This window comes from Chitinophagaceae bacterium, from assembly GCA_016699815.1.
Taxonomy (GTDB): Bacteria; Bacteroidota; Bacteroidia; order Chitinophagales; family Chitinophagaceae; genus Ferruginibacter.
Map to the genome: position 1 here is coordinate 565,378 of CP065012.1, position 15,248 is coordinate 580,625.

Genomic DNA, 15,248 nt, shown 5'->3' on the forward strand with positions numbered 1-15,248 from the left:
GATATGGCAGATATCAAAAACGGCAGCGCTGAAATGTTATTATCCCTATTGCAAAAGGGCAATACTGCTGCATTTGATGAAATATACATGAGGTATGGCCAAAAAATGTTTGGCTTCTTTTATAAAATGTTATGGAAAAACAAAGAACTGGCCGAAGATTTTACACAGGATTTATTTTTAAAGCTTATCAGGAATGCCGAAACCTTTGATACAAACAAAAGTTTTGCCACCTGGCTGTACAGCATTGCCAACAATATGTGCAAAAACGAATACCGGAAGCAGGAAACCAAAATAAAATTTCAAAAAATGAAAGTGGTACACATTAATGATAGCAGCCCAAACCCCGACCTGGCAAATTTTAAAAAAGCATTGCATAACTACACCCAAACTTTAAACGAAGACAAGAAAGAACTTTATGTATTGCGCTTTATGGAAAACCTTACCGTACCCCAAATTGCTGCGATATTGGATTTACCTGAAGGAACGGTAAAATCGAGGATATTTTATTTACTAAAAGAATTAAAAGATGAACTTAAAGAATATAAAGGGCTATTAACTTACCCATAAAACTAAATTTTATGAGCATGAATGCAGACGACATAATACAGCAAAAGCAATGGCACGAACTTACGCCTGAAGAAAAATTACTGGTTGCCGGTATTGCAGCAGATGAACAGGAGTTTAACCTGCTGAAGAATATGATAAGGGTTTCATTGGAAGAAAATAACCTTGTGCCTGCACTAAACCCAATACTTAAGGAAAAGTTGTATAGCGCAACAAAGCAAAATAAAAAAACCAACTGGCTTGGCTGGTATGCAGCAGCAGCCGCTATTACAGGGTTAATAATTTTTCTTTTAACTACAGAAAAAAAAGAACAGCAAAACCCTATTGTAAAAAACAACCCTGCCCCGGCTGTAAATAAAATAATCATACCAGACAGTACGGCAAACCCTGTTCTCATTTTGCCAGCTCCTTCCCCTACTGAAACCACAAAGCAAAAAAGCAATAACATTGCTTTAATTAAAACAGATACCCTCCTTCAAAAAGATGAAAAAAGCAATATTACTACGCCGCTTTACAGTAATGTTATCAACCCCTCAGTAGATGCAGACAGCTCATTACTGGCCTTCATAAGCGAAGTTTATTAAATTTATTTGAACGAAAGTTTCACCGGCGTGTACAGGTAAGAAATAAAACTTTTTATTATGAAAAAATTATGCTTACTACAAGTTACATTAGTATGCACCTGCTTTACAATGGGCCATGCTCAAATTGCAGGCAATGCCGTTGCCGAAGCATCGGGCAACATTCTTTACAACAACCCTAACGGCTATATTCAAAAACCGGTAAACCTCAACCCCGATGCGGTGTACAGCTATAGTTATGGCACGCAACTGGAAGCCAGCGTTATGATCAATGTAAAAGCTACGGGCTATGTGGCTATTTTTAGCCTAACACAAACCGGCAAAACCATTGAAGATGTAGAAGCCGCTATGACAAGCCGCACCGATTTTTTTAAAAAGATGATACAGCAATCCAATACCGGAGCCTTGCAGGTATTTATTGATCCCATTACCATGGTACCCACTTACGAAATGGAAGTAACAGAAAAAAAATACAGTAAAACATATAACGAAGTGCCTACTGGCTTTGAAATGAAAAAAAATATCCATGTTAGCTTTAAAAATCAATCAGACATAAACGAGATTATAACCGTAGCCGCTAAAGCCGAAGTGTATGATTTGGTAAAAGTAGAATACTCGGTAGATGACCTGGAAGGCGCTTTGGCCCTAATAAGAAACGAAGCATTAAAAATTATACTTGCAAAAAAAAACCTGCTGGAGCAAGCCGGAATTTTTACCCGCTTTGTAAATCTTGCAGAAAAAAACGGCTCGGCATATCCTGCTGAAAGGTATGAACAGTACATGGCCCAAAAAACGGCAATGCCTGCTACTTACAGTAGTTACAACGATAAAAAGCCCACAAAAACCACTTATAATTATGCAGAAAAAAATAAAACCATTTACTACGACAAAGTATCCGATAAACAGTTTGACAAAGTGATTAACCCTGTAGTAAATGAGCCCATGGTGCAAATTTATTTATCCATAAAAGGGCAATACCAGGTATACGACGAGCAAAAAGAAGCCGAAGATAAAGCGTATAATAAAAAGGTAAGAGAAATACAACTTAAACTTTTAGAGCTTGATGTAGATGCTAAAAAGAAAGATATTGACCTTAAAGGCAGAAATATCACTTATGCAGAACCTTTAAAAAAAGCAAAATAAATTAACAGGGAAGAAGCTCGTTTTATTGGGCTTCTTCCCTATTCAATAATCACTCTTTCTGTAACCAAAGTTTTTGCAGCTTCATCTTTTATTTTAATAAAATAAATACCTGCAGCGGTTGGCTTCTTAAGATGTATCTTTTTAAAACCATTCGTATTTTGTATTTCAAACTTTTCTTCTAAAATCCTTTTTCCTTCGGCACTTTCTATTGCCAACAGGTATTTCCCAAAAGTAAACCCTGAATATTGTATGGACAGCCTTTTATCTTTTACTGGATTGGGTGAAATGGTTATGAATACTTTTTCTGCAGCAACCTTTACCACCTTACTATAAAGAAAAACAGCATTTTGTTCCACAGCTTTTACCCGGTAATAATTATCTGCAGACAAAGGTTGCAAATCAATTTTACTGTAAATACTGCTGTTGTTGGCTGCGGATTGTAAAATACTGCTGAAGTTAATTCCATCCCTGCTCCTTTCAACATCATAAAAATCAATATTGGTTTCATTGGCCACTTTCCAGTTAACTTTTATGGAACCACTGGAATTGCGAACGGCGGACAGCTCTATAAAAGTAACCGGCACCGTATTAACGCCAGGTTTAAAAACAAGCATAAACCTGTTGGGTGCACGGCTTGCTAAATTATTGGTTACATAAAAATTGTACCCTGTATTGCCAGTTAAACTTACTGCTGTTCTTGTTTGCAGAAAATTATCTATTAATTCTGCAGTAACATTTAACACATCCATATTTTGAGCTGTAAAACTCAAAGTATATGCCTGGTTGCGTAAATTATTTACATGATAAAAAATAGTGTCGCCTGCCGCAACGGGTTTCCTGCCTTCAATTATAATATTTTTGACTGCCACAATTACACCAAAGTTTTCGGTAACATTCATGAGTTTTGTTGCATCTTCATTTCCCACTGCATTGTCATAAATTTCATTAAATACAACCCTGTTGCCATCCAAAACTGTTCCATCATTGGTTTGCAACATGGCACTCATCATCACCAAATCGGTTGCATTATCTTGCAAACGTGTTGCAGTAATTAATGTACTGTTATTTTTTTGACTTTCATTAAATGCAACTGCTGGTATGCCACCACTAGCTTCCATTAAAAAAGCCTGGCCCGATTGTATGGCTTTATAAGTAGTGGTGGGATATGGCGAGCCCATGGTTGGCGCAGGTGTTGGCAGCCATCCGCCGGTTTGGTTAAAACTTATATACCCCCCCAACCCATAATTCCCTGTCATGGTAGGGTCCCAAATAGTATATGCATCTTTCAAATTTATTTTGATGATTTGCGTTGGGTCTATTGCGGATGCATATGGGTTGGCAACAGAAATAAACCTTCCTGCAGTAAGCGAAGGATATGCAGTTGTTGGGTTTAATTGTGTTCCTGTTCCTGTGGCAGCAATAAATAAATCGCCGGTAAAAAGTTTTCCCCGGCTGCTCAAAGTTACCGGACTGCCTGTTCCCCCAAGCCCAATGCTCCTGTCTCCCCTTACAAATAAATAGTAACCGGTAAAGCGGTTGATTAAAGAATCGGCAACTGTTGATGTGGTATTGGCTACATTAATATAAGCATCCTGTGAAGCGCCGTTGCTGTACCACTTCATAGAATAAAATGGTGAAACAAAATCGAGTCCTGTGCCCGATGGGCCGGAAATATTGGTGAAATAATTGGGAACATAAGTACCACTATTTTGCCAGGATGCATTTATTGTTTGCGCTTCTGCAGTGGGTGAAGCCAGCAAATTCCAGTTTTTAATATACTGTATAAACCTTTCTACTTTAAAGCGGCCTGTTCCATAAGTTATTGCGGCATTTGTGCCTAAGGCAGAAACAAAAGCCGTACTTGCTAAAGTGGACCGCAGCGTAATATCATTATTGTTTAATCCTAAAATTCCCTGTGTTAATTTTAGTTCTCCTCTTATACTTATATCGTTATTCAATGAAGCAGTTGCAGCATTGCTTTTATTAATGGTAAGATTATTCATTTCTGCAACCGTGCCTGTATTTCCCGGAAAATTTTGTGTACCCGTTCCGGTTAAAATTAAAGTACCATCGTTGGTAAAAGTTCCGCCGTTATTAAAATTACCTTTTGTATCCAGGCTTCCGCCATTATTAATAGTTAAGGAAATGGCTGTTCCCTTTAAATCAATATTGTTAGAAAAACCGTTTATGGTATTAAAAATTACGGGATCGTTTGGCGTTCCCTGTGGCAAAATAACATTTTGTGCACTGGTAGGTGCAGCTCCCGAACACCAGTTAAGGCCATTGCTCCAGTCGGTATCTGCTTTACCAAGCCATGTAACTGTTGTTGCGCTGCAAGTGCTGAATTCATCTGCGCCCATATCGGGCATTATCGTATTTCTAATGTCGGCATCAATATCAGTGTAAATGTTGGTAATAGGAATTCCTAGATCATCCAATGTGGTATTATTTGCAGGATCCAAATGAAGATCGGTTGCTGAAATAAAATTGGGTTGTATGTTTACCGCATTTACATTGCTTCCTGCAAAACCTGCCTGCAATGCAGCAAGGTTATTTCTGTTTGCGCCGTTGAGATAGCCAAGGTTGGTTCCGGTTGTATAAAAATCATTATAATTAAATGCAGCGGCATTTGAAAATACCGTATTGGCTACACGGCAAATAATGGCATAGCGAGGGCCTGATTGTGTTTGCTCGTTTACAAAAATATTGTTCATCACACTCAGGCTATTGGGCAATGGCACCGTTGATGTAATGAGCAATGCAGCTGGGTTGCCTGTAGTATTAGTTTGATTGGTATTTAAGCGTACCGTATTGTTCCAAATTTTATAGGCACCACCAAAATTTATCACAATACCATTGCCATTATCATTTGCAGTAAAGCCATTAAAGCCTGATGTATAAATACCCGATATAAAATTATTGATTACAGAATCGCCGGCGGTTGTAGTGCTTGATTGAAGCAAAATGCCACAAGCGCCATAAAGGCCATTCATGCTTATATTGGAAATGCTGTTGTTTTTTATACTGTTTACAGAACTTGTGCCAAAAATGGCAATACCCGAAACGGGTGAAAAAACGCTGCTTGAACTTATTATGCCTGCAATATTATTTTGAGCAACCAATGCGGCCTGTTGCTGGTAAAGTTCAATGCCGCTTAAACCCAATTTATTGGCAACAATGGTTGAGCCGATATTATTTTTGATAATTTTTGTTCCTGTTTCATTTCCGGTTGGCCCTACAACTGCAATGGCCGTAAGCATGGTATTAAAATTATTGCCCTGGTAAAGGTTATTGCTGTTTTGTGCTTCTGCCACCGAACCCCACACTTTTCCACTGGAAATTATTCCGCAATTTAAACCTGTTGCTGTAGCGCCGGAGAAAATGGAATTTTTCACCACATTATTGGTTGCGCCATTTGTTGCATTTACACTATTTAACCAAACGATAGAACCAGTGCCGGAAATATTGGTATTATTGAACGAAAGGTTTTGTGAGTTGGTTCCGTTATTGCTTCCGTCAATTATAATGTAATCTGCACCATTTAATTGTATTAATGCCTTACTGTTGTTGCCTGTGATGCTGGCATTTACAGCAGTATGTGGTTTTATAGTAAGCGTATTTACAGCGCTTGCATTAATGTTGGTATTTATTTGTATAGGAAAACTTTCATTGCCGCTATACAAGGCATCGGTTAAAGCAAAAATTACCGGGCCTGTTAATCCGCAATTGGCATTATAAACTTCTACGGCTTCGCTTAATGTATTAAAGTGGCCTTGCTCACCGCCAATATTTAATGCGCCAACAGAATACAATCCATTTAATGCGCCGGTAATGGCAACGGTTGCAATATCGGAAGCGGTGCATCCATCTGTATTGGTAACTGTTACCGTATAAGAATAATTTCCGGGAACACCGCTAACTGTTGCAACCGGGTTTGCAATACTGGTATTGCTAAGGCCTGCTGCAGGAGTCCAGGAATAGGTGTAGCCAAAAGCAGGCGGCGTAAAACGATAAACCTGCCCGTTTACAGGCTTTGCTGCAATATTATTAGTTGAAGTAACGGTACTTGCAATGGGAGCGGCGCTTGCGTTATTTAAAGAGATGAAGGAACCTGTAGCAGCGCTTGTTATACCAATGCTTGCACCATCGGCTGTATTGAGTGTACCGGATTCTGTTCTGTACACAAATTCTATTACACCGTTGCTTTCGTATAATTTTACCTGAAAAGAAATTACCGGTATTCCGGAGGAAGCCGTAAACCAATCCCAGTACCAGTTTCGCCATTCAAAAGTAAATATCCGGTTGGGCGCTGCGCCCGATGTTATATAGGATGCGGTGCCATCAATGCCATCCATATTGTCCCAAAGGGCTGCAAGAACTGGTGAAATATTTGCTGCGGCATTTGCCAAATCGTTGGTTAAACTACTGCTTACATTTGAATTAAAAGATAAAAAACCGTTGGAGCTTGCAAATACTTCGTTGTAATAAGCGCCGGCATAATTAAAATTAAAGCCTATGGGTATAGCGCCAGAAACGGCTTCGTCATTTTCTATTTCATCTACATCTGTACCGCCCGAAAGCTGCGCATATGTTCCGGCAACAGCCGTAAAATTATAGCCGGTAATATTTTCATTGAGTACACTTGCCGAAAGTTGTGTTGTATTTGAGGAGCAAATAATTTTTGGATCTGGCTCTGCCGATACTACGGGCACTTTTGCAAAATCCACCGAAATTGCTGCCGATGCATTGCTCCAGCAGGTTCCATTGTAAGAGCGTAAATAATATACATCTGGAGCGCTTACAATATAAGGATTGGCATTGTTTGCCGTACTTGTACCTGATGCGGTTACCTGCCAATACCAGTTTTCACCCACCGGTGGCGTGCCGCTCCAGTTTATAGTAAAATTTGGCCCCGGTGGGCATACAGGTGGAGATGTAGGCCCAGCAGGCGTTGCAGGTGTTGCTTTCACTGTTACCGTTGCTGCGCTATTTGCGGTTCCGCCGGGAGTAGTAACACTTACAATACCTGTAGTGCCTGCGCCAACAATTACCGTAATAGCTGCTCCAGTGTTGGAAACTATTGATGTAACCGGCGTACCGCCAATGGTTATAGATGAAGCGCCCGATAAATTACTGCCACTAATAATTAAGGATGAGCCTGTACAAACTTCCGTAGCCGAAAGCCCGCTAATAGTTGGCGGCAAAGCCGTTCCCGTAACTGTTACACAATAATCTTCTGCCTCTCCGTAATTATAATTAATAGATGGATTAGGTAGGGCATTATCATAAATTACCATCACCCTCATTCTTGTTGAACCCAATACTGCCGTTAATGGTACGGTAATATTCAGCGTATGCGGACCGGCAAAAAATGTGCCTGCTGCCAAAGTATATTGTTCGCCAGCATCTAAAAAACTCCCATTTTGGTTCCAGTCAATCCATGTATAAACATAGTCGTTATCTGCAGGAAAAATAGTAGCGCTTAAATTATAATTATTGCCTTGCTGCACGCTTGCGCTTTGATTTAAATAATTTACCGGCCCACCGGGGTTGCCTCCGGAAGAATTATTGATGCCTGCAAAATTTACGTTGGAAACATACTCAAAAAATGCACTACTGAAATTAGAATTGGGATAAGCGCCACACTGGCAACCAGAACCCATATTTACCAGCACAGGATTGGAAATTCCATTGTTGCCTGCACAGGTTACAATGCAACGGTAATAAGTTGCAACCACTTGTGTAATGGATTGTGTTATTGCCGTACCTAAGTTTACAGGCGTAGTAAAAGCAAAATCAGCAGCGCTTTGCCATTGGTAAGTTAACCCACTTACCCCAGGATTGTTTTGTAAACTAAGCGTAAAACTGGTGCTGCTGCACACGTTATTTTGAGTGGTAAGGGTATTACCGGGGTTTGGTACGCCTGAACATGCCGGTGGCGCAGCAATATTTAAAGTATAATCTTCTACCTGCCCATAAAACGAACCGCCACAGGGCGTGCTGTTGCCTCCATTCACCGAGTCGTGAAGGCGCACCCTCATTTTTGTGGTGCCTGCATTTGCCGTAAGTGGTATGCTAATATTGCCTGCCCATGGAGAAACCTGGGCAGCGCTGGTAAAAACCAATTCTCCAGCATCATCAAAATCTCCATCCTGGTTACAATCAATCCACACAAATACCTGGTCATCTGCAAATGTTGTTGCAGCCGATGCTGAGAAAGCATAGGTTTGTCCGGCAGTTACATTTCCGGCAATGGCAGTAAAATTTTCATATCCTGCATTGGAAGTGGAATTATTATTAATGCCTGCTCCGGTAAGTGTAACATTTGAAATTTTTTCAAAACCTGCAACAGAGCCCCAAGCAGTACAATAACCGCCATAAGTAAGAGAAATATTATCCACCGCAAAATAGGCATCGGGGTTTGGTCCATCATTTATAAAACTAAAAACAAGGCGCACCGTAGTGCCTGCAAGTGCATTGGAAAGCTGTACTCCCTGCATTCCCCAATAAGTAGCTAATGCCGGTGAAGTATAAGAAAAAACCTGGGTATAACCAGCTCCCGGCACGGTACCATTTACTGGTGTATTGGCAGTAGTAGTGCTGTAAACATTCAAAAAATCATACCCGGCATCTTCTAACGGCAACTTTAAATAAAAACTGAGAAAAATATTTGTTGCTGCAGCAGGTATGGCAATATCCCTGTAAAAATGCCTGGCGCCAGGTGCAGTTGTAGTACCAGAAAAATTTGTTGCGCTGGTTCCTATATGTGCTTCTCTTGCTCCTGCAAAAGGCACTGCGGCATTTCCTGCATACCAGTTGGGGTTTGTAGATGCTACCTGTGTCCAGCCGTTTGCAGCAAATGTTGTTCCGTTTTCAAAACCACCGGCTGCGTTTGGATTAAGCAAAACCGTTTGCGCTGGTAATTGCAAAAAAAGAAAAAATGCAAAACCGCTCAATAAAAACTTATGTATTGAGCAAGGTAAAAAGAAGTTCAATTGGTTAGCGTTAATGAACAAATGGATGATTGATTTTAAAATAATTTATAAAAATAAACAAAAAATTCAACCTGCCTCTATCGCAGGCTTGCGAAAAGCAGGTTGAATTTGGGGTAGAACCCACCAAAAATTAATTTATATCAATTACTCAATAAATAGTTTTTCAACTGCAATAGTTTCTTTATCACTGTTTTGCAGTTTAATAAAATAAGCACCGGCAGCTACCGCTTTCTTCAATCTAATATTTTTTACTTCATAATTGCTGCCAATATTTATTGCTTCACGGTAAATGCGCTGGCCTGCTTCGCTTTGTAATACCAGGTTGTATTTTCCTTCTCTTACTCCTGTAAATCTCAGTTGCATTTGTTTACCTTTTACAGGGTTGGGCACTACGGTAATTGCAGCCAGAATATTCTCCGGCGCTACTTTTACAATTGGGCTATAAGTAATATCTCCATTGATGCCAACGGCTTTTATGCGGTAATAGTTGTCAAATACCAATGGGCTAAGGTCGTTCCGGCTGTAATTATTATTATTAGCAACAGCTGCATTTATTATGCCCGTAAAGTTGATGCCGTTTTCGCTGCGCTCAATTTCGTAATGGCTTATATTGATTTCGTTTACTACGGCCCAGTTTACTTTTATGCTTCTGTCGGTATTTCTGCTTGCCGTAATGGATACAAATTTAACCGGAACCGGGGCAGCCGGGGCTTTAAATACCAGGTAAAACCTATTGATTGCCCTGCTTGCCGGATCATTGGTTGCCGAGAAATTATAGAAGCTGCTGTCGGTTAAACTAATTGCCGTTCTTGTACCGAGGAACTGGTCAATCAATTCAGCAGTTAAACCGGGTGCAACAAGATTAACGGGTTCAAAACTCAACATATAATTTTGAATACGCAAGCCACTCATAGCATAGAAAATAGTATCGGCATCGGCAACCGGCTTACGTCCGTCAATTATTAATTTTTTGCCCTGCTGCAATATGCCAAAGTTTTCACCGCTGTTCATGAGCTTAGTAGCATCTTCATTACCTAAGCTGTTACTGTACATTTCGTTAAAAGATACCCGGTTACCATCGGCCACTAATCCGGCGCTATTATGCAACATGGTACTCATCATCACTAAGCCTGGAGGCATTTCGGTTAAACGGGTTACTGTATTGATGGTACTGTTATTTTTATCGTTTTCTTCAAAGCCCACACTTACATTTCCACCGCCTGTATTTACTTCCATTAAATAAGCCTGGCCCGATTGTATGGATTTGTAAACTCCTGATGGGTAAGGTGATCCACCCGAAGGTGTTGGTGTACCTATCCACCCGGCAGATTGTGTGAAAGTAATATAAGCGCCGGCTCCAAAATTTCCCCAGTTGGATGGATCCCAAACCGTGTAAGCGCTTTTTAAATTTGTTGCCGTAGTTATGGTAGGATCTATTACTGATGCAAATGGATTGGCAATAGAAACAAATTCACCAGTAGTTAAACCATTAAAACTTACATTAGGCGGTGGTAATGCTGTTCCTCCGGTAGAGCCTATATACAATTTACCACGGCTTCTTAAAGTGGTATTATTTCCTGCACCTCCTACGCCTACACTCCTGTCGCCACGTACAAAAAGGAAATATCCTGTATTGCGGTTAACCAATGAATCGGTATTTGTTAGTGTGGTATTGTTTACCGCCTTAAATGTATCAATATTGGGGTTGTACCATTTCATTGAAGGCAATGGTGAAACCGCATCAAGGCCGGTACCCAGCGGAGCTGGGCCGGTAATAATTGTACCATAGCCGGCATTATTCACGCCATTTTCCTGCCATGACTGGCGAATAGTTTGTGCCTCGGCCGTAGGCGATGCCAGCATGTTCCAGTTTTTGTAGTACTTGATATAACGTTCTACAACAAAGCGGCCTGCCGTGCCATAAGTGATACCAGCCGTGCTTTTTACGGTATCTACGTAAGCTGTGGAAGTTGCTGTACTTTTTAAGGTTATGCTATCCTCGCCAAGATAAAAAGTTCCCTGCTTAGGTTTTAACCTGCCGGTAATGGTTATTGGCGCATTCAGTATTACGCTTAATGAACCGGTATAATCAATAGTGAGATTATTCATTGGTGATATGGTTCCGGGGCCGGGCAGGTTTTGGGTAAACACATTATCGCCCATCATTTCCAGCGTTCCATTGTTGGTAAAAGTGCCGCCTACATAGGTATCAAGGTCTCTTCTTAATTGTAAAGCAGCGCCATTATTAATAGTAAGACTTGCGCCATTATCAATAGTAACCGATGTTGCGGTACCAGTTGTTGGGCTGTAAATTATTGGCATATTGCCACCAATAGGTGTGGTAGGAACAAAAACCTTACTTCCAAATATTGGGATACCACCGCACCAATTGGTATTACTATTCCAGTCTGCGGTATAACCAAGCCAAATATTGTTATCAATTATAACACTAATAGTATCTTTTGCTACGCAACCATTACCCAGGGTTAATGCAGCCTCAAAATCTAATGGATCACCGGCAGATAATTGAGCAGGCGTAGGCGCTACAACTATATTGGAAACATTTTGGCCGGCATAAGCAGTACCCGGAGGATAAGGAGGCAAGTATAAATTACCGCCTGAGTTACCATTAACAGGCGTCCATACATAATTACTGGAAGCCGATGTAGTACCCGATAAACGTACACTATCTATGGCAACACCATTGGTCCAGTTAGCGCCAAAAACAAAACGCACCCTTACATTGGCCTGGTTATTATAAGATGCGGCTAAATTATAAGTAAAGTCTGCAAAGTTTGAAGCCTTGCCCTGGTCTCCTATAAATGATTGCAAGGTGTTCCAGCTTGTACCATTATTATTAGATGCCTGAACGGTAACGGTATCTAAAATACCGGCTTGGCCATCTGCCAGGTAGTGGTCAAAATACATCCTGAAATCTAACCTAAGATTGGTATAACCTGTAGTATTATGTGCCGCAGAGGTAAGGAAAGTATGATAAGTGCCACTATTAAAAATATCTGCAATGGCAAAGGCAAATTTGTTTGCGCCAAAGCCTGATGAAACAGCAGGTTTCCATACGGCCGTCATACCTGGAACAAAAATACTGGTTTTAACAGCCCAGGGTTGGTTTACCGGATCCTGTAATGTGCCTATATTTTGAACCGTAAATTCACCCAATGTACCATTTTCAAAATCCACATCTATCAATTTATTTTCAATGGTGCCGGAGCTTCCGGTTACATTAATACTGGTACCACCGCTGCACCAATAAACCGGGTTGCCTCCTACAAAATTAATAGTTGCCAGCGTTGGTTTAAACGCTACCACCGGAACCCTTGTATAACTTTCGCAGGCTTGCAGGGCAGTATTGGTACCCGTGGCAGTAACCCAATAAGTTGTTGTGGTATTAATGGAAGGCGTTGTCCAACTTGCAGCAGGCGGCGCACCACTTGCAACGGTACTTGCTAATGGAGAGCCACCTGTTTGGTTTGCATACCAGCTAAAGCCCGTAGTTTGTGCAGTACCTTCTGCTCCCAGGGTAAGTGTAACCGGGTTATTACTGCAAACCGTATCGCTTATATAATTTGTAATACGGGCATTACATCGGGCAATTACTTCAAATAAATAATCTTCTGCCTGGCCATCCTGCATATTTGTACAGGGAGTTAATGTATTGTTACCACATGCGCCTCCAAAAGTACATCCATTATAATCCTGCGTTCTTATTCTTATCCGGTAAGAACCTGGAGCCTGGCCTAAAGGTATTTGAAAACCTAATGTTGTAGAAAATGTAAATTGCGTAACACCAGAGGTATACACCATTTCCGCAGGATCCTGAAAGGTACCATCCCGGTTCCAGTCTACCCAGGCTTTCCAATAGGTAGATGCTGTGCCACTAAATACATTGATATTAACTGCTTCGCCCTGTTCCTGTACGGCATGTGGTAGTGTAGTAAAATCCTGGTAGGCGCCTGTAAATCCTGTTCCGGAATTATTGGTTACATCATTTTGTGTTCCTACAAATTCTACCAAAGAAATAGTATTGGCTACTACTCCTGTAGTGTGTGTAGGTATGCAATAGTTTAAACAAGGTGCTGCAACTGTAGTAAATGTCCAAATTTGGGCTGTGCCCGTTGTTAAGCCACAAATGTTTTTAGGAACTACTTTCCAAAAATAGGTTGTGTTGGCAACAAGCGCTGGTGTAATAAGCCATGTATTGGTTGCAACTGTTGCAGTAATTGCTCCCGGTACCGCACCTATTCCAAAATAAACATCATACTGAGATGCACCGGGAACAACGTCCCATAATAAGTTGGTAAAAGCAGCTCCACCGGCATAGCACACATCAATAGAATTATTATTTGGCGCCGGGTTTGTGGCAATAGAAGTAAGGGAATAGGTTACTACTACGGCTGCTGAAGGATTGCTGTAATTACATGCTGTAGAAGATGCTTTTGCAGTTAACACTACGCCTCCGGCAATATTTAAACCTGTCATTGTCCAGTTACCGCCGGTTACGGTTGTTGTGCCAAGGGGTAATCCATTTCCGTAGAGTGTTATTGTAGTTCCATTAGGCTCTGAGCTAGTGCCGGAAACCGTAATAGAATTGCCTGAGCATATTGGATTTGTGGTAATGGTTGGTGAGGAAAGTTTTGGAAAACTATAAGTTACAACAATAAAGCCTGCTGCTCCTGCACCACCTGCCCTTGATGCAACATCATCACTACCTCCACCACCTCCACCTGGTACTACGCCTGGGTTGCTTACCCCTGAATTTACACCTGCCCCACCTGCACCCTGCCAGTTAATATTTCCTGCAGCGCCTGTTGCACTATTGCCACCACTACCTCCACCATTATTTGTTCCTCCTGTTCCATTATTGCCATTTGCAGTTGCAATATTACCCATGCTTGCCGCTGCCGTACCTCTGTTAGTTGGGGTTGCGGTGGAATTATTTACACCTGCCCTGCCAAAATCGGCCAAAGTACCAATTACATTTGTTGCAGGTTGAGCATTTGCTCCTGTAGCATTAAGCCAGGTAGGCAGGCCATTTGTAGGTTGGGTTGTTGAATTACCAGGCCCACCAATACCCGCTGCACCCACCCTATAATGAAGTAAGGTACTTGGAACCACCGTATGGTTGCCATTAGCATAGGCTGCGCCACCGCCACCGGAACCACCACTTGCAGTTCCATTATTACTACTTCCTCCGCCTCCGCCACCGCCAAAAGCTGCAACATTTAAAGAAGTAATGCCTGCAGGTACTGTCCAGGTATAATTACCAGCGGTTGCACTAAAAAAACCGGCATAAACATTTATCTCATCTATACCCATATCTGATAAACCAAAATCAGAAGTACCCCTGAGCCTGATCAACACATTATTTGTTCCAAAAGTATTGCCAAAATTTATTAATGAAGCCGTCCATCCTGTATTAGTACCCGAAAGGGTTAAGCCCAACCAGCTTCCACCTCCATTTGAAGACATTTCAACCCGAACATTATCACTTCCACTTGCGTTTCTATAATAAATAGACATTAAAATATTTTGGCCGGCATAACAGGAAAAGTCTAAAACTGGAGAAGTCATTTCTCCCGTGGTTCCGTTTGCGGCGCCGTAAGTATGAAACCGTGCAGAATGAGATGTGGCGTTGGCACCAGCAGGCGTATAACCTCCATTACCGGGGAAAGTCCAGCCGGTTGTATAATCTTCTCTGTGCCATACCTGGTCTTCGGGAGATGCCGGATTGCTCGTCCAGCCGGTTGTTCCTAAAGTATTAGGCGTTGTCCAGCTGCTTTCAAAATTTTCAGAAAAAATAGGCGCTGCCTGGGCAAAGGTTTTTTGATTGATAACAACAAAAATTGTTAGCAAAAAAAGTAAGGTAAAAAATCTTCTCATGTTGTAATTTTTCAAAAAGTTAAAATAGCAATACAGTGATTAAAATTAATAATGAACCATTTTAAAA

At 41.1% G+C, this 15,248-nt stretch carries 5 protein-coding genes; 3 read left to right on the plus strand and 2 right to left on the minus strand.

Features of this window, described 5'->3' with window-relative positions; all coding sequences use genetic code 11:
• Nucleotides 1-3 precede the first annotated feature (3 nt).
• Genes IPO46_02545 through IPO46_02555 form a run of 3 tightly spaced genes read left to right on the plus strand, consistent with a single transcriptional unit; the run spans nucleotide 4 to nucleotide 2,288 of the window.
• Nucleotides 4-567: a sigma-70 family RNA polymerase sigma factor gene (locus IPO46_02545; protein ID QQS63505.1), complete on the plus strand. Its 564-nt coding sequence runs from the start codon at nucleotides 4-6 to the stop codon at nucleotides 565-567.
• Nucleotides 568-578: 11 nt separating this feature from the next.
• Nucleotides 579-1,148, plus strand: coding sequence for a hypothetical protein (locus IPO46_02550; GenBank protein ID QQS63506.1), 570 nt, complete (start codon nucleotides 579-581; stop codon nucleotides 1,146-1,148).
• Nucleotides 1,149-1,205: 57 nt separating this feature from the next.
• On the plus strand, nucleotides 1,206-2,288 hold the full coding sequence (locus IPO46_02555) for an SIMPL domain-containing protein (GenBank protein ID QQS63507.1): 1,083 nt from the start codon (nucleotides 1,206-1,208) through the stop codon (nucleotides 2,286-2,288).
• Between the two features lie 38 nt (nucleotides 2,289-2,326).
• On the opposite strand, the gene IPO46_02560 is transcribed toward IPO46_02555, so the two are convergent.
• Together IPO46_02560 and IPO46_02565 are read right to left on the minus strand one after the other, a co-directional pair.
• Complete coding sequence (locus tag IPO46_02560; protein ID QQS63508.1) at nucleotides 2,327-9,217, minus strand: IPT/TIG domain-containing protein; 6,891 nt, start codon at nucleotides 9,215-9,217, stop codon at nucleotides 2,327-2,329.
• Nucleotides 9,218-9,427: 210 nt separating this feature from the next.
• Complete coding sequence (locus IPO46_02565) at nucleotides 9,428-15,181, minus strand: hypothetical protein (GenBank protein ID QQS63509.1); 5,754 nt, start codon at nucleotides 15,179-15,181, stop codon at nucleotides 9,428-9,430.
• Between the last annotated feature and the right edge of the window lie 67 nt (nucleotides 15,182-15,248).

What these genes read in the sequence shown, in the direction of transcription:
- IPO46_02550 (QQS63506.1), top strand. Translation starts at nt 579, where the DNA reads ATGAGCATGAATGCAGACGACATAATACAGCAAAAGCAATGGCACGAA.
- IPO46_02555 (QQS63507.1), top strand. Translation starts at nt 1,206, where the DNA reads ATGAAAAAATTATGCTTACTACAAGTTACATTAGTATGCACCTGCTTT.
- IPO46_02565 (QQS63509.1), bottom strand. Translation starts at nt 15,181, where the DNA reads ATGAGAAGATTTTTTACCTTACTTTTTTTGCTAACAATTTTTGTTGTT.
- IPO46_02545 (QQS63505.1), top strand. Translation starts at nt 4, where the DNA reads ATGGCAGATATCAAAAACGGCAGCGCTGAAATGTTATTATCCCTATTG.